The sequence below is a fragment of the Cellulophaga sp. genome (assembly GCF_039943695.1).
GTDB lineage: Bacteria > Bacteroidota > Bacteroidia > Flavobacteriales > Flavobacteriaceae > Cellulophaga.
The window spans coordinates 1-16,611 of the sequence record NZ_JBDVAA010000161.1 but is presented as its reverse complement, the minus strand read 5'-3'; the positions used below and the strand labels follow the sequence as shown (position 1 = coordinate 16,611).

The window sequence follows — 16,611 nt, the reverse complement described above, 5'->3', positions numbered from 1 at the left end:
GACGCAATTGTAGACTGGGACAAAACACAAGAGAAAATTACTGCTGGTATAGATAAAAGCAAACTAAACATAACACAAGGTTTTTTAGGTAGTGATGATAATAACTTTACAACTACTTTAGGTAGAGAAGGGTCTGATTATTCTGCTGCTATTTTGGCGTATTGCTTAAATGCTACAGAGGTTACTATTTGGAAAGATGTACCTGGTGTTTTAAATGCAGATCCAAGGTATTTTGAAGAAACACAGTTGTTAAACAAAATATCATACAGAGAAGCAATAGAACTTGCATTTTATGGGGCGTCTGTAATTCACCCAAAAACATTACAGCCTCTACAGCGTAAAGAAATTCCGCTGCGTGTAAAATCTTTTTTAAACCCATTAGATGCAGGAACTACTGTTGGTAAAGGTGAAGGAATAGAACCAAAAGTACCTTGTTTTATTATAAAAAGAGATTTGGTTTTAATGAAACTTTCTTCTTTAGATTTTTCTTTTATTGTAGAAGATAGTATTAGTGAGTTGTTTAAGTTGTTGCATGACCATAAAATGAAGGTAGACTTAATTCAGAACTCTGCCATTAGTTTTTCTGTGTGTGTAGATAATAAGTTTGATCAGTTACCAGATTTACTTAACAAACTAAAGGGAAAATTTAAGGTAAACCACCAAGAGGGAGTTTCTTTATTCACTATTCGTCATTTTAACACAAAGGCTATAGAAAGTATACAAAACGGAAAAGAAATTTTACTTGAACAAAGAGCTAAAGAAACCGTACAACTAGTAGTAAAGTAACATATTGTTGGTATTAAAATAACCTACATTGTTTTACATTAAAACTAATAAGTTATATTTGTTTATCACAATATAATTTATGGGATTAGTTACAGCAAAAGAAGTTGCGCAGGCCATTAAAGTAGATAAGTTTGGTTTTGTTGGTACTTTTATAGGTTGGTTGTTAATGAAGGTGACTAAAATATCTAGTATTAATGCCTTTTATGATGACCATAAGCACCTAACAGAGACCGCTTTTTTAGATGCTATTTTAGAGCATTACCAAATTAAATTTGAGATTCCTGAGGAAGACTTTAGAAGACTTCCAAAAGACGGAGCATACATCACCATATCTAACCATCCGCTGGGTGGTATAGATGGTGTTTTATTGTTAAAATTACTTTTGCAACATAGGGCCGACTTTAAAATAATGGCTAATTTTCTGTTAAATAGAATAGAGCCAATGTCGCCTTACATATTACCTGTAAATCCTTTTGAGACTAGAAAAGATGTAAAAAGTAGTTTAGCCGGATTTAAAAATGCGATGCTACATTTAAGAGGAGGACATCCATTGGGTATTTTTCCTGCAGGTGAAGTGTCTACTTATAGAGATGGAAAATTAATTGTAGATAAACCTTGGGAAGAAACTGCTTTAAAGCTCATCAGAAGGGCAGAAGTGCCTGTGGTTCCAATATATTTTCACGCTAAAAATAGTAGGTTGTTTTACAGGTTGTCTAAAATTAGTGATGTTTTTAGAACTGCTAAATTACCGTCTGAAGTAACTACGCAAAAAAACAGAGTCATTAAAGTTAGAATTGGTCAGCCTATAACTGTAAAAACTCAGAACGAACACAAGAGCTTAGCAGATTTTACAGATTTATTGCGTAGAAAAACATATATGTTGTCTAATGCCTTTGAAAAAGAAAGGTTGATAGATAAAGTACCTACAACATTAAAAATACCCAAAGCTCCTAAAAAAATAGCAACACCTATTAGCAGAGACATTATAGAAAAGGAGATTGAAGAATTACGTAAAAAAGATTGTAGACTTTTACAAAGTAAATCTTATGAAGTCTTTTTGGCTACGGCAGATGATATGCCTTCTATTTTACAAGAAATAGGTAGACAAAGAGAGGTTACTTTTAGAGCAATAGGAGAGGGGACAAACAAGGCTATAGATTTAGATGAGTTTGACAATTACTACCATCATTTATTTCTTTGGGATGATAATGGTAAAGCTATAGTTGGTGCTTACCGTATGGGGCTTGGAGGAGAAATATTTAAAAAATATGGTATAGATGGTTTTTATGTTCAAGATCTTTTTAGGTTAGAGCCAGAACTGTATGGTATGATGCAGCAAACGATAGAAATGGGTAGGGCTTATATAGTAAAGGAATACCAGCAAAAACCAATGCCTCTATTTTTACTTTGGAAAGGTATTGTGCACACAACACTTAGGCACCCAGAGTATAAGTACTTAATAGGTGGTGTTAGTATTAGTAATCAGTTCTCTAATTTCTCTAAATCTTTAATGATAGAGTTTATGAAATCTAACTACTGGGATCCGTATGTAGCGCAGTATATTAGACCTAAAAAAGAGTTTAAGGTAAAATTAAAAGACGCAGATAAAGAATTTATTTTTGATGAAACTGAAGCCGATTTAAATAAGTTTGATAGACTTATTGATGAGGTAGAACCAGGTAACTTACGCTTGCCTGTTTTAATTAAAAAATATATTAAGCAAAATGCAAAAGTGGTAGCATTTAACGTAGATCCGCTTTTTAATAACTCTGTAGATGGTTTAATGTATATTAAAATTGCAGATATACCAGAAAGTACTGTTAAGCCGGTTATGGAAGAATTTCAGGCAGAATTGGAACAAAAACTACACAACGGACAAACAGAATAATACTAGTGCAAATGAAAACAAGTTTCTTTTTTTTATTTGCACTTCTTTTTCTACAAGGATTCACGCAAAATACTGTTAGTGGTTATGTTTTAGATGAGGTTAGTAAAGAACCTTTGCAAGGAGCATCTGTTTTTTATGATGGTACAACCATTGGTGTGGTTACAAATACAAATGGTTACTTTAGTATTTCTACAGAAAAAAATAGTACTTCACCTTTAGTCATAAGTTATTTTGGATTTAAAAATAAGGTCGTAAATGTAGTTGGTAAAACAACTGTAGGTACTATTTACTTACAAGAAGCCATAGAAGAGTTAAATGAGGTTGTTCTGGAACCAGACACTTGGAGTAGAGAAAAGAAATTACGCATCTTTAGAAATCAGTTTTTAGGCCCCACTTTACCAGCACAAAAATGTAAAATTTTAAATGAAGATGACATACGCTTGTACTACAGTAAAAAAGAAGATGTACTTTATGCTTATGCCAACAAGCCTATTCTAGTTCAAAATAAATTTTTAGGGTATAATTTAGAGTATCATTTACAAGATTTTGAGGTTAGGTATAAAACCAATATAAATGGTTTTAGGCTAACAGGTTCTGTGTTTTATGCAGGCACTACTTTGTTTAAGGAAATAGATAAAAAAACAAGGCGTAAGTATATTAAAAATAGAGAACTTACTTATTATGGGTCTACATTACATTTTATGCGTGCTTTGTCTGCAAAGAGACTAACAGAAGAAAATTTTAGAATTTTTAAAGAGAGTTTAGAAGTAAACCCTTATGACTATTACAAAGTAGAAAGTATAGGCAATGGTAACACCAAAGTAACGCAGACTTTAGAGCGCTTAAATGTGTTGTATAATAGGTGGAGTAATTCTTTTGTTGTTGTAACTCAAAACCCTTTTGAAATAGATGCTTATGGCAACCATTCTCCTGTAGATGTGGTGTTGTTTGGCGGCGATATGGGCTTGCTTAGAATAGCAAATACATTACCCTTAGATTATGAGTCTGTAAACTAACAAAGGCCATCTAAAAAATAGATAGCCCTTCTGTTCTGTAATTTGTTTTAATTCCTTAAAACCAAGGCTTTCTACCAACTTGGTATGTGTTGTAGAATTCTTCATCAGATTTTGTTAGGTACATAATACCTTCAACAATACCAATAATCCAAGTTGCTGCAAGAATGATACCACCAACAGCAATGCAAAGAGTTGCGTAACCTACTACGGTTGCAACTAGCAAAATAATACCTTCTTTTTGGTAGCCTAAAATAAATTTATGAACTCCTAAAGATCCAAAGATAATTGCTAAAATACCAACTAGCATTTTCTTGTTTTCTCCTCCAGCCATATTGTTTAGGCCTTCAGATATATCGTTAGCAGCTTCTTTTGCGCCTTCTGCAAATTCGTTTGTTGTTTCTTTTGCTTCATCAGCAAAATCCTTGTTTTCTTCTGACATAATTTTTGTGTGTTGGTTTAATTTAATTGTGAGATAAATGTAGTAATTTTTTTTAATTATTACTTAAAAGCTTCGTCTATTGGCTCCCATAATTCTAGTTTATTTCCGTCAGGGTCTAGTATCCATCCAAATTTTCCGTAGCTATATTCTTCTATTTCACCAACAATAGTAACACCTTCTGCTTTTAGTACTTCTAATAATTTCACTAAGTTTTCAACCCTAAAATTCATCATAAAAGAAGATTTGCTTGGTTCAAAATACGTGGTGTCATTTTTCATTGGACTCCATTGGGTGCTACAATCGTTTCCTTCTTTATCTTTCCACCAAAAGGTACAACCATAACGGTCTGTATCTAGACCTAGCCTGTCTTTGTACCATTGTTTAATTTTATCTGGGTCTTCTGTTTTAAAAAAGAAACCTCCTAAGCCTGTAACTCTTTTCATATCGGTTTTATTTTTTAGTGTTTTTCTCGTATAAATCTATCCATTGTTGTACCGTCATTTTTGTAGCCAGTTCGCCAATTAACTCGTATGGGATATCATCTAACTTTTTAAATCTTATACAACTTTTGCCTATATCTAACTTGCGTTTGCAATGTTTAGGATATTCTGTAGTAAACCAATTTAACAAGTCTGGGTCTGCATAAATACCAGAATGGTACAAGGCAATAAAGTTTTTTTGCGATGCCACATTCATAAAAGGTAGTGGCAACTTTGGGTCACAATGGTAGCCATCTGCATATAAGGTATGTGGTACAACATAGCCCAACATACCATAACTCATAGTTTCTGTAAAACCAGCAGGAATATTATTTAAAATTATTTCTCTAATTTTAGAAACAGCTTCCTTACGCTCTTCTGGTAGTTCATTTATATATTGGTCTGGTGTTACGGCTCTAGATTGCATAATCTTGTATTCTTTTGGTTCACTTTTAAAGTTACAAAAACTTTGCTTTTACCTTATCTACAATAGTTTGTGCAAGTTTAATTTTGCTTTCTACGGTCCAGCCAGCTACGTGCGGACTAAGTAAAACTTTATCAGATTGTATTAAGTATTCAAAAGCTTTAGGGAGTTCATTATCTGTAAACATATTTTCAAAAGAGGCTTTTTCATATTCTAAAACATCTAGTCCTGCGCCTAATATTTTACCTTCTTTTAATGCTGCCACCAAATCTGCCGTTACAACGCACTTGCCACGAGCAGTATTAAACAACCAAAATGGTTTTTTAAAGTCATTAATAAAGTCTGTTGTTACCATATTTGTGGTAGAATTAGACTGTGGCACGTGTAAACTTAATACATCTGCTTTTTGTTGTAACTCTTTTAATGATACTTGAGTTGCATTTTCGTTGCCAACATCATCTTTAATATCATAGCACAATACATCTACATCAAAACCACGTAGTTTTTTAGCAAAAGCATTACCCATATTTCCGTAGCCTATTATACCAACGGTTCTACCGTCTAGCTCAATCCCTCGGTTGCCTTCTCTGTCCCATTTGCCATTACTTACTTCTTGGTCTGCTTTATTTAGCTTATTAAATAAAGATAAAATCATACCCAATGTGTGTTCGCCAACAGCATTGCGGTTGCCTTCTGGAGCAGAAGCTAAAAAAATACCTTTCTGCGTAGCGTAATCTGTATCTATATTTTCTAGGCCAGCACCTAATCTTCCTATAAATTTTAAGTTGGCTGCTTTGTCTAAAAATGCTTTGTCTAACGGAAATCTACTGCGTATAATTAATCCCTCATAGTTGTGAATAATAGCTTCAACTTCCTCTTTAGTTGCTGTGTAATCTATATCATTTACAAAACCAAAATCTTTAAATTGTTCTATTATTAAAGGATGATTTTTATCTAAATGCAATACTTTCATTATTATATTTTTGGATATTCAGTTTGTGTTTTCTCGTCAATAACAGTGCCTGTGTGTGAAATAGATTGTTTCTCAAACAACATAACCTCTACAACTTCATCATTTTTAGTTTTAGGGCAGTGTTCTACGCCTTTAGGAACCACAATTATTTCGCCCTCTTTTACTATTTCTGTACGGTCTCTAAATTGCATATACAATCTACCTTTTAGTACCTGAAAAAGTTCATCTTCATTTTCGTGTGCGTGCCAAACAAAGTCGCCTTTTAATTTGGCTAAAAGTACCTGCATATTGTCTACAACAGCAATTTGGTGCGGATGCCACTGTTTACTAAACTTGCTTTGTTTTTCTTTTAGGTTGATGGTTTTCAAAATAAAATGTATTAAAATTAATAACCAATTGCACCACCATCTGGACTAGAAGAATCTGATGCTCCTATGTAAACTTTATTTTCAGTATCTACAGTAATACCCATTAGCCTGCCTAAGTGCTCGCGTTCTACCATTGTATGTCCCATAGCTTCTAATGCCTTTATGGTGTCTGGTGATAGTAAATCTTTTTCATACAAAATACGGTCTGGTAACCATTGGTGGTGAATTTTCATAGCTTCAATAGCTTTATGTATCGGCATATCAAACTCAATTACATTTAAAACTGTCTGAAAGACCGTGTTTATAATTGTTCTTCCGCCTGGGCTACCAATAACCAAAACAGCTTTACCGTCTTTAGCTACAATTGTAGGTGTCATACTAGAAAGCATTCTTTTTTCTGGCTTAATAATGTTAGCAGCAGAACCAATTAAGCCTTTGCTGTTTGTGTAACCTGGTTGCGGATTAAAATCTCCCATTTCATTATTAAAAATGAATCCAAGTTTAGGAGAACCTAATCTAGAACCGTAGGAATGTTCTAAAGTGTAGGTTAACGATACGGCATTACCTTCTTTATCTAAAATAGATAAATGAGTGGTATTGTTGCCTTCGTAAATTTGTCCAAATTTGGTAGAATCGCTTACAGATGCTTTTTGCCAATCTATATTTTTAAACCTATTTTTAGCAAATTCTTTAGACGTAAGTTTTTCTAAAGGCATATTTAAATTAAAATCAGGATCTCCCAAATATTCTGCTCTATCTGCAAAAGCTCTACGCATAGCTTCTGCTACCAAATGTACGTAAGTTGTTGATTTAAAAGGCGCTTTATTAAAATCTGCTAACTCCATAATATTCATCATTTCTAACAATGCAACTCCACCAGAACTAGGAGGTGGCATTACAAAAATGTCGTGCCCCTTATAAGTTCCTTTTAAAGGAGCTCTTTCTACGGCTTCATATTTTGCTAAATCTTTTAATGTAATTAAACCGTCATTTTTTTTCATAAAACGAGCAATTTCTTTGGCTACCTTACCTTTGTAAAAACCGTCTTTACCATTATCTCTAATTTCTTTTAGCGTTGCGGCAAGTACAGGTTGTTTCCAAATTTCATCCATTTGTGTTATTTCACCTTTTTCATTGGTAAAATAATTGGCCATAAATTCAGATTCCTTTTTATAATGTAGGGCGTGTTTATACAGCGTGTAAGACAAAGGCACACCGTTTTCTGCTAAATCAATAGCTGGCTGTACAAGTGATGCCCAAGGTAGCTTACCATATTTTTTATGCGCCATAAATAGCCCTGCAACCGTGCCGGGTACACCAACAGATTGTAAACCATTGTGGTTAGAGCCAGGTATTAAGTTGCCCTGTTCATCTAAAAACATATTTGTAGTTGCTTTTAAAGGTGCTTTTTCTCTAAAATCTATTGTGGTAGCGTTACCGTCAGATTTCATGAAAACTAAAAAGCCACCACCGCCAATATTACCAGCTTGTGGATGCGTAACGGCTAAAGCAAAAGCAGTTGCAACAGATGCATCTATTGCATTACCACCTTTTTTAAGGATTTCTGCACCAACTTTAGATGCCGCACTGTTGTCTGACACTACCATACCATTTTTAGCATAGGTCTGTGCTTTGATAACTGTAGTGAAAAGTGCACAAACTAAAAGGTAAAACAGTTTAATTTTCATAGGTGTAATTTTAGAGTAAATATAATATTTGTAAGGCGTTTTATAAGTTGTAAATACCGTTAATCTGCGCAATGTTAAATCCGTTTTGTATAATTTGTTTTGCCTTAGCGCTTTCTATATTTAAGGCTGGATTTGTATGATTAAAATGAATGAAATTTATTTTGCTTTTTTCTGCTTTAGGAAGCTCTTTAAACAGCTCCATACTTTCTACAATAAATGGATGAGGAATTTCTGAAATATCTCTGTTGTTTATTTCTTCGGCATCATAAAAAGTAGCATCTATAAATGCATAATCTACTTTTGCAATTTCAGCAATAATATCTTGTTCCCACTTATTCCACTTGTCAATATCCGGAATAAATAAAGCGCTTTTGTTTGGTCCAATTATAGTATAACCTACGGTTTCAGAAAACTCATCTCTGTGTGGCACTGTAAACGGAACTACTTTTAAAGAAGGGGTTAGCTGTATTTTTTTGTTGTTTTCAGTAGCTTTTATTTCTATGTTTTTATTAGCCACAAGCTGACTCCAAGGTCCGTTATTCTCTAAATAGGTTTTCATTTTTGGCATAGCGTAAACTGCCGCGCAATTGGCATTCATAGCTTCTTTACCCAGGAACATTAAACCTGCATAATGACCAATATGTGCGTGCGTTAAAAAAATACCTGTAGGAGTTTCTTTAGCATTAAAGTTTGCACTGTTTTTTAGCGCTTTTACTTGTGTGGCAATATCTGGTGTGGCTTCAAATAAAAAAGTTGCTTTGTTTTTGGTGTCTATAACTCCTAAAGAAACTACTTTTCTGCTAGCATCTGGATTTGTAAATAAGTCTTTGCAGCAGTCTTTTTTGCACCCTATTTGTGGTGAACCAGCATCTTGTACAGTGCCTAAAATAATTAAAGCAGTATTGTTAATCTTTGTGGGTGAGCTATTAGTTGTATTACGGTCTGTGTTATCTGTTGCGGTAGCAGGTTTGTCTTTGGGTTTACAAGCATTAAATAAAAGGAGTAAAACACATATATTTAACAAGTTTTTTATCATTGGTAGTTGCTTTGTTGTTCTATAAAGATAACCAATTGGCAACAAAAAAAGCCAATGGAAATAACATCCATTGACTTTTGGGTTCTAAACTAGTAGTGTTAATCTAAAAATCTAGCTCAAATTCTTCTTCTTCAATAGTGCTGGCTTGTGACATATCATAAATAAACTCGTCTATTTGTGCTTTTGTAACATTAGGCATACATATAACGTGTGCAACATTACCCTCTGTAGCCAATTGCCATTTTTGTTTAATTTCTAATGCTGTTTTAGGAAAAACAACGGTAATAGAATTTGGATTACGCCAAGCGTTTACACCAATTTCTTTTAACCTATTTTCGCAATACACAGCGGTTTCTAAACTTTTTTGGTAACGAGCTCTTAAACCTTCTACTCCTATTTTTTTAAGCGCATACCATAAAAATAATGGACTATGACCATTTCTAGAGCCTGTAATTGTAGTGTCTAAAGAGCCAATGTAAGAGATGCCTTTTGCTATACGATCTCTATTGCTACGCTTAGTTATAATAACGCCAGACGGAATTGGAGACCCTATAAACTTATGTCCGCTTATAGATATACTATCTGCACCATCTCTAAAATCAAACGGTATACGTGGCCCCATAAAAGCTACGTAGGTTCCAGATAAAGCAGCATCACAATGTATGTAATGGTCTTGTATAGCTAAGTTTTTTAAAATACCTTTTATTTTAGAAACATCATCTTTTGCTTCCTTCATTGTGGTGCCAAATGTGGTGAGTACAATGGCAGGTTTATGACGATTCATTTTAACTGTATTCTCAAAATCTTCATAATCTATTTCTCCGTTTTCTTGAGAACGTATAATGATACTTGGAATATTTAATAAATGAATATTTTTACGCACGCTATAGTGTGTAGACTCAGAATAATATACCATTCCCTTTGGGTATAACTCACGTGCTAAGTATAATCCGTATAAGTTACTTTCAGAGCCGCCATTAGTAATATACCCCCAATAATCTGTTGGTTGTGCTCTAAATAGTTTGGCAAAAAAGCCAACAACTTCCTTTTCCATTTCGTGTGTTTGCACCTTGTAAGTGCCATCTTCAAACGGATCTCCTAAGTTGTTTATTGGGTATTGTAAAAAGCTGCTGAGCTCAGAATAATCAAAATCTTTAGATACAGGATACCCTAAAAATGTATCTCTAGCTTGCTCTATGTTTTCCTTTAGTTTATAAAGGCGTTCTGCGTCTTTTTCTGATATATTTTGATACATAGTAGTTTAGTAGGTTTTAATACTGTAAAATTAGTATTTTCAGTCAAAGTATCTTTAATTTGGTATTAGTTTGATAAATTATACTGTGTTATGGTTTATTTTCAATTTGATTATTCTGTTTTTATTTAAAAATTATCGACCTAACAAAAAAATATACTGATATGGATGCTGTAGACAAAAAAATACTAATGCTGTTGCAACAAAATGCAAAGCAAAACACTAAAGAAATTGCAGATAAAATAGGGTTAACGGTGTCGCCTACTTTTGAGCGTATTAAAAAACTAGAACAGCAAAATTACATTAAAGGGTATGTGGCTTTGCTTAACGAAGAAATGATTAATAAAACCATTAAGGTGTATTGCCATATTACTTTGGCAACCCACTCTAGAGAATTAATAGATAATTTTAAAAATAATGTTGCTCATTTACCAGAAATAATGAGTTGCCAACACTTGTCTGGTAATTATGATTTTTTATTAAAAGTTGCTGTTAGTGATATGACGCAGTATCAGCAATTTGTATTGGATAAGTTATCTGTAATAAAAGGAATATCTAACGTGCAAAGTTCTTTTGTGTTAGAAGAAATAAAAAACGATACAGCTTATGCTTTATAAAAATAGTTTAGCTATTGAAAAATAAATAATTATACCAAAAATATCGTTACTTGTTGTTATAAATGGCCCAGTTGCAATGGCAGGATCAATTCCTCTTTTATGTAAAAAAATAGGTACAAATGTGCCAATAATACCAGCTACAATAATTACAGCTATAAGAGATATAGATATGGCAAATGCCATTTTTACATCGCCCTCCATAAGCCAAGCAAAACAAAAAAGTATAATGGCTAATATGGTGCCGTTAAGTGCAGATAAAAGTATTTCTTTTATTAGTCTGTTTACCATACTACCTTTTAAATCATCATTGGCAATACCTTGCACAACAATTGCACTAGATTGTACGCCAACATTACCAGCCATAGCGGCAATTAATGGTGTAAACAATAAAAGAGAAATATGCCCTTTTATAACGCCTTCAAAAGTACCCATTATAGTGGCAGAACCTACGCCACCAAAAAGACCTAATATTAGCCAAGGCAAACGTGCTTTTGTTAAATCTAAAATGCTATCATCTGCTTCTACATCTTGTGATATACCAGCAGCCATTTGATAATCTTTATCGGCTTCATCTTTAATAACATCTACAATATCATCAATTGTAATTCTACCAACTAATCTGCCAATTTCGTCTACAACAGGTATGGCTTCAAGGTCATACCTAGACATTATTTTTGCAATTTCTTCTGGTTTTTCGTTTACAGAAACAGAATCTACTTTTGGGATATACACATCTTTAATATGTGTTTTTGTAGATGTGGTAAGTAAATCTTTTAAAGACAGTCTGCCTTTAAGTTTTTCCTCGTCATCTACCACGTAAATAGAGTGTACTCTGGTAACGTTTTCTGCCTGTGCGCGCATTTCTTTTACGCAGGTAAGTACATTCCAGTTTACGTTAACTTTTACAAGTTCTTTTGCCATTAAACCACCAGCAGAGTACTCGTCATAACGTAAAAGGTCTACAATATCTTTTGCGTGTTCTCTATCTTCTAGCTCAGAAATTACCTCTTTTACAATGTTCTGTGGTAACTCTGCAACTATATCTGCCGCATCATCTGTGTCTAACTCATTAAGCTCATCTGCAATTTCTTTTGTAGATAAGTTTCCTAAAATAGATTCTCTAACGTCTTCATCTAATTCAGTTAAAATATCAGAGGTTTTATCACTCTCTAATAATTTAATAATATAGGTAGCGTCATCGGTGTTTAGCTCATTAACAATTTCTGCAATATCTGCATAGTGTATCTCCTCTAAAAGAAGCTGAATGTCAGTATCTTTTTGATTGGAAATTAATGCTTCTATGTGCTGTAAAAACTCGTCTGTTAATTTAAACGGTGTCATTGGCTATCTTTTTTGTAAGTGCTACAAAATCCGCAACTGCTAATTGTTCTGGACGTTTGCCAAAGATAGGGTCTTCTTTTAAATTATCAGAAAGTTCAAAGGTTTTTAAGCTATTTCTAATGGTTTTTCTACGTTGATTAAAAACTGCTTTTACAACACGGTATAGTAATTTTTCATCTACGCCAATGTCTAAGTTTTCTTTACGTGTTAGTCTAAGTACTCCAGAATCTACCTTTGGTGGCGGATTAAAAACTGTTGGCGGTACTGTAAATAAATATTCTGCGTGGTAATATGCTTGTGCTAGTACAGATAAAATACCATATGCTTTGCTGCCTTCTTTAGAGCAAATACGCTCTGCAACTTCTTTTTGAAACATTCCTGTAAACTCTGGTATCTGCTCTTTGTGTTCTAGTGTTTTAAACACAATTTGTGTAGATATGTTGTACGGGAAATTACCACTTATAGCAAATTGCTCATCACCAAAAATGGTGGTTAAATCTTGTTTTAAAAAATCGGCCTCCACAACTTTAAACGTTCCTTTACGTGTAAGTAATTCTGGGTGTTCTAACAAAAAATTCTGATTTAAATATGCTATAGATTCAGTATCTAAATCCATAGCTATTAAATTTAAATTGTGTTTTAAAATGTACTTGGTAAGCACGCCTGTACCTGGCCCAATTTCTATAACATTAGTGTACCCTTTATGGGTTAATGTTTCAGCAATTTGTTGTGCAATAGCTTCATCTGTCAAAAAATGCTGACCAAGGTGTTTTTTAGCCTTTACGGGGCTATCATTTCTGCGTTCGGCCTTATTTTTTTTAAAAAACTCTTTTTTCTTTTTAGACATAAATTGTGTAGCTAATAATTTAATACCAGGTTTTTACAGTGTAAAAATTTATTTTTTAGCAGGAGTTAATACAGCTTCTCCAATAACTTCTAATTCTGTTCTAAAAGCTACAAACTGACCCGCAAAATGCTTGTTTGCCTCTTCACGCAACTTATCTGCATCTTCTTTGTAATACACCTCTAGAGTTTCTTTGTTTGGCGTGCTGTACTGTACAGAGTATGTTACGCCACCCATTTCTTCTTCTATAATTACTTTGCACATTTTAGCTCCTGTAAATTTACCTGTAGCTAGCATATCTGGTATGTGTGTTTCTTTCATCCAAGACAACCATTTGTCGTGTGCTGCTTCTTCTATGTTAATGGTTACATTGTATATGTACATAATATATTTTTTAGTGTGATGTTTACTTTTTTACAATCTGCAAAGCTATAATTAATTTATAGCGTCTCCTCTAAGTTTTCTAAACTCTTTTCTGGCTAACGGAAAATAGTAACTGTCTTGGTAGCCATAAATTATTTTTTCATAATGGTATTTTGCTTCTTCTGGCTTGTAAAGAATAGTGCGGTATAGTTCGCCTAAGGCATAATGGGCGTCATCAGCTAAAATTCCGGAGGCGTAAAATTCTATAATTTTTAGATAATTAAACTCGGCTTTCTCATACTTTTTTTGTTGTATAAGTAGTTCAGCTTGTTTTAATAAGGCTTCGTCTTCAATTTTTTCACCTTTGTGGTTTTCTAAAATATCATCTAAAGTGGTAATGGCTTCTGTTGTCTTGTTTTGATACGCTAATAAATCTGCCGTAGCATACTTTTTTAATGCTGTTTTAGTAGAGTCCTGAAGGCTGTTATCAGAAATTAATAAGCTTAATTGCATAGCATCATTAGCAATTAGCTGAGATGTAGAGCTGCGTAACACTTTTAATTGCGCCAAAGCCCAGTCAAAATCACCTTTGTAAAAACTAGCTTTTGCAACTTTAAACCTAGCATTTTGTGCTAGAATATCATTTTTTAAGTTTTTCTGAATTTGTGTATAGTAAATTAGAGCCTCGTTAAACCTTTTGTTGTAAACAAGTATATCTGCTAAAGTCATTTTTATTTTAGCTTCTTCATACTTGTTAAGTTGTAATTCTAATGTCTTTTTTAAAACAGTTATTGCTTCTTCAGAATTATTCTTCTTAAAAGCTAAAAAGTTAGCATACTTTAATTGTAATAATATAGTGTGCGTTTTATAACCATAAGTTTCTAAAAGATAGTTGTAAGATTTTTGTGCTATTTCTATATTTTTATTTTCAGACAATTCTAAATCTAGCTCTATTCTTTGTAGTTCTGCATAGAGTTTTATATTGTCTTCTCTGGTGCTGTTGGTTACAATATAATTGTAGACCTCTTGGGCAGTTTCTTTTTGGTTTTCATCAACACAAATGTTGGCTAATGTTTGCAGCCTTCTTAAACTACTCTCTTGGGAGCGTTTGTAAATAGCTTTTTCTTGACTAAAAGCACTATTAAATTGTTTTTGCTGTATAAATAGCCAGCTCAACATTTCATTCCATATAATATCTGGGGTACGTTGTGCGTTTCTAAGAATTAGTTTTTTTAAAATGATGTTGTTTCTGTAATCAGAATCTGATGTGATAAAATCGTCTAAACTACGAATTACAGTTGGCATTTTATCTGGGTTTTTACCTATGATATTAAGCAGGCTGTAAAACATTTTTTCTACGTTGCCTTGTTCTCCGTAAATACGTGCTAACTGAAAATTAAAATCCAAGTCAGGATTTAATTCCATTGCTTTACTATATGTTTTTGCTGCATATTCTAAAAGAGAATATTTTTGAAACCTGTACGCTAAACCATAGCCGTCTCTAGGGTTTTCTGCTACTTTTGAGTATGCTAAGTCGTAATATTTAGTGGCTTCTGCATCATTACCCTGTAGGGTGTAATTATGTCCTAAGTCTATGTAATATACTGGGTGCGGATTGTTTGACTGTAAATTCTGTTGTATTTGCTTTTTAGCATCAGAATAACGCTCTAGTTGCTGGTAGCAGCTAATTAAAAACGTTTGGTAGTCAGATCTTCTTGGGTTTTCTTTTACAAGCTTTTCGTAAAAAATTACGGCTTTGTCAAAATCGCCATCATCAAAATACTGTTTAGCTAAAAAGCTGTTTTGCCCAACAGAAAGTTGCGCAAAACAGCAGGCTAGTATAAGTATAAATATTCTCAAGAAATCTATTTTTAAAAGTAAAGATACCAAGAATATAAGAAGTTCTTGTTAAAGAACCTTAATCTATCATATCAAAACCACAATAAGGCACAAGAACTTCTGGTATTTTAATGCCATTTTCTGTTTGGTAATTTTCTAAAATTCCGGCTAAAACACGTGGTAAAGCTAAAGAGCTTCCGTTTAATGTATGTGCAAATTGGCTTTTACCATTTTCGTCTTTAAAACGTAACTTAAGTCTATTTGCTTGGTATGCTTCAAAATTAGAAGCAGAACTAATTTCTAACCAACGGTCTTGTGCAGTAGAAAACACTTCAAAATCAAACGTAAGAGCAGCTGTAAAACCAAGGTCTCCACCACAAAGGCGTAGCAATCTGTATGGTAACTTTAGTTCTCTTAAAATATCTTTTATGTGCTCTACCATACCATCTAAGGCAGCATAAGAATTATCTGGGTGTTCTACACGTACAAGTTCTACTTTATCAAACTGGTGTAGTCTGTTTAAGCCACGAACGTGTGCGCCATAACTACCAGCCTCTCTCCTAAAACAAGGTGTATAGCCTGTGTAGGTAATAGGAAAATCTTTCTGGTTAACAATGGTGTCTCTAAAAATATTAGTTACAGGGACTTCTGCTGTAGGTATTAAATACAGGTCGTCTTCTGTAACGTGATACATTTGTCCTTCTTTATCTGGTAATTGACCGGTTCCGTAACCAGAAATTTCATTTACCAAATGCGGAACTTGAATTTCTTGGTAACCAGCAGCTGTATTTTTATCTAAAAAGTAAGCAATAAGCGCACGCTGTAACCTAGCACCTTTTCCTTTGTAAACAGGAAAACCAGCACCAGCAATTTTAACACCAAGTTCAAAATCTATAATGTCGTATTTTTTAGCAAGTTCCCAGTGTGGCAATGCACCTTCTATTAATTCTGGAATATCTCCTTCTCTAAAAATTTCCTCATTGTCTTCATCTGTATTACCTGCAGGCACACTTGGGTGTGGCACATTAGGAATTTGGTATAACAATGTTTGTAACTGCTCTGCAACAGTATTTAGCTCTTCTTGTAATGTTTTAGATTCTTCTTTTAAAGAAACAGTGCGTTCTTTTAAAGTAGTTGCTTCAGATGCTTTTCCGGATTTAAAAAGCATACCAATTTCTTTAGATAACTTATTGCTTTCTGCAAGTGTGTTGTCTAATTTGGTTTGTGCATCTCTACGTTTTTCATCTAATGAAAGTAC

At 33.5% G+C, this 16,611-nt stretch carries 16 protein-coding genes and 1 pseudogene; 4 read left to right on the top strand and 13 right to left on the bottom strand.

Annotation, left to right across the window (positions count from 1 at the left end):
* The 3 genes and pseudogenes from ABJD66_RS10835 to ABJD66_RS10825 form a co-directional block, all read left to right on the top strand.
* Nucleotides 1–786 (top strand): annotated as a pseudogene (locus tag ABJD66_RS10835) (aspartate kinase); the annotation flags it as partial.
* A 79-nt stretch (nucleotides 787–865) separates the two neighbouring features.
* On the top strand, nucleotides 866–2,674 hold the full coding sequence (locus ABJD66_RS10830) for a lysophospholipid acyltransferase family protein (protein ID WP_303540354.1): 1,809 nt from the start codon (nucleotides 866–868) through the stop codon (nucleotides 2,672–2,674).
* Between the two features lie 11 nt (nucleotides 2,675–2,685).
* Nucleotides 2,686–3,690 (top strand): carboxypeptidase-like regulatory domain-containing protein, encoded by a 1,005-nt coding sequence (locus ABJD66_RS10825; protein ID WP_348131368.1) that lies wholly within the window; start codon nucleotides 2,686–2,688, stop codon nucleotides 3,688–3,690.
* Between the two features lie 55 nt (nucleotides 3,691–3,745).
* Here the strand turns inward: ABJD66_RS10825 and ABJD66_RS10820 are convergent, their stop codons facing one another.
* The 8 genes from ABJD66_RS10820 to ABJD66_RS10785 form a co-directional block, all read right to left on the bottom strand.
* Nucleotides 3,746–4,129: an NINE protein gene (locus ABJD66_RS10820; protein WP_100894003.1), complete on the bottom strand. Its 384-nt coding sequence runs from the start codon at nucleotides 4,127–4,129 to the stop codon at nucleotides 3,746–3,748.
* A 59-nt stretch (nucleotides 4,130–4,188) separates the two neighbouring features.
* Entirely contained in the window at nucleotides 4,189–4,572 is a 384-nt protein-coding gene (locus tag ABJD66_RS10815; protein ID WP_348131365.1) for a VOC family protein, read from the bottom strand.
* Nucleotides 4,573–4,579: 7 nt separating this feature from the next.
* Nucleotides 4,580–5,035, bottom strand: a complete 456-nt coding sequence (locus ABJD66_RS10810; protein ID WP_348131362.1) for a DUF1801 domain-containing protein — start codon at nucleotides 5,033–5,035, stop codon at nucleotides 4,580–4,582.
* A 31-nt stretch (nucleotides 5,036–5,066) separates the two neighbouring features.
* The gene (locus ABJD66_RS10805; RefSeq protein ID WP_348131359.1) at nucleotides 5,067–6,005 is read right to left on the bottom strand and encodes a 2-hydroxyacid dehydrogenase; all 939 of its coding nucleotides are present in this window, start codon (nucleotides 6,003–6,005) and stop codon (nucleotides 5,067–5,069) included.
* Between the two features lie 2 nt (nucleotides 6,006–6,007).
* Nucleotides 6,008–6,373, bottom strand: a complete 366-nt coding sequence (locus ABJD66_RS10800; protein WP_348131356.1) for a cupin domain-containing protein — start codon at nucleotides 6,371–6,373, stop codon at nucleotides 6,008–6,010.
* A 17-nt stretch (nucleotides 6,374–6,390) separates the two neighbouring features.
* Nucleotides 6,391–8,061 (bottom strand): gamma-glutamyltransferase, encoded by a 1,671-nt coding sequence (gene ggt, locus ABJD66_RS10795; protein WP_348131353.1) that lies wholly within the window; start codon nucleotides 8,059–8,061, stop codon nucleotides 6,391–6,393.
* A gap of 40 nt (nucleotides 8,062–8,101) precedes the next feature.
* On the bottom strand, nucleotides 8,102–9,097 hold the full coding sequence (locus ABJD66_RS10790; protein ID WP_348131350.1) for an MBL fold metallo-hydrolase: 996 nt from the start codon (nucleotides 9,095–9,097) through the stop codon (nucleotides 8,102–8,104).
* A gap of 103 nt (nucleotides 9,098–9,200) precedes the next feature.
* On the bottom strand, nucleotides 9,201–10,352 hold the full coding sequence (locus ABJD66_RS10785; RefSeq protein WP_348131347.1) for a histidine decarboxylase: 1,152 nt from the start codon (nucleotides 10,350–10,352) through the stop codon (nucleotides 9,201–9,203).
* 161 nt (nucleotides 10,353–10,513) lie between these two features.
* Here ABJD66_RS10785 and ABJD66_RS10780 point away from each other — a divergent pair, with 161 nt between their 5' ends.
* Nucleotides 10,514–10,966 (top strand): Lrp/AsnC family transcriptional regulator, encoded by a 453-nt coding sequence (locus tag ABJD66_RS10780; protein WP_348131344.1) that lies wholly within the window; start codon nucleotides 10,514–10,516, stop codon nucleotides 10,964–10,966.
* On the opposite strand, the gene mgtE is transcribed toward ABJD66_RS10780, so the two are convergent.
* From mgtE to serS, 5 genes are all read right to left on the bottom strand, one after another.
* Nucleotides 10,961–12,307, bottom strand: coding sequence for a magnesium transporter (gene mgtE / locus ABJD66_RS10775; protein WP_348131341.1), 1,347 nt, complete (start codon nucleotides 12,305–12,307; stop codon nucleotides 10,961–10,963). The two genes, ABJD66_RS10780 and mgtE, sit on opposite strands and share 6 nt — an antisense overlap.
* Nucleotides 12,294–13,154: a 16S rRNA (adenine(1518)-N(6)/adenine(1519)-N(6))-dimethyltransferase RsmA gene (gene rsmA / locus ABJD66_RS10770; RefSeq protein WP_303540378.1), complete on the bottom strand. Its 861-nt coding sequence runs from the start codon at nucleotides 13,152–13,154 to the stop codon at nucleotides 12,294–12,296. The genes mgtE and rsmA overlap by 14 nt, the downstream gene beginning before the upstream one ends.
* 48 nt (nucleotides 13,155–13,202) lie before the next feature.
* A complete protein-coding gene (locus ABJD66_RS10765; RefSeq protein ID WP_100893992.1) occupies nucleotides 13,203–13,535 on the bottom strand; it encodes a DUF4286 family protein in 333 nt (110 codons plus the stop codon).
* A 51-nt stretch (nucleotides 13,536–13,586) separates the two neighbouring features.
* The gene (locus ABJD66_RS10760) at nucleotides 13,587–15,374 is read right to left on the bottom strand and encodes a tetratricopeptide repeat protein (RefSeq protein WP_348131337.1); all 1,788 of its coding nucleotides are present in this window, start codon (nucleotides 15,372–15,374) and stop codon (nucleotides 13,587–13,589) included.
* A gap of 58 nt (nucleotides 15,375–15,432) precedes the next feature.
* The coding region (gene serS / locus ABJD66_RS10755) for a serine--tRNA ligase (RefSeq protein ID WP_348131334.1) at nucleotides 15,433–16,611 on the bottom strand (1,179 nt) is incomplete at its 5' end.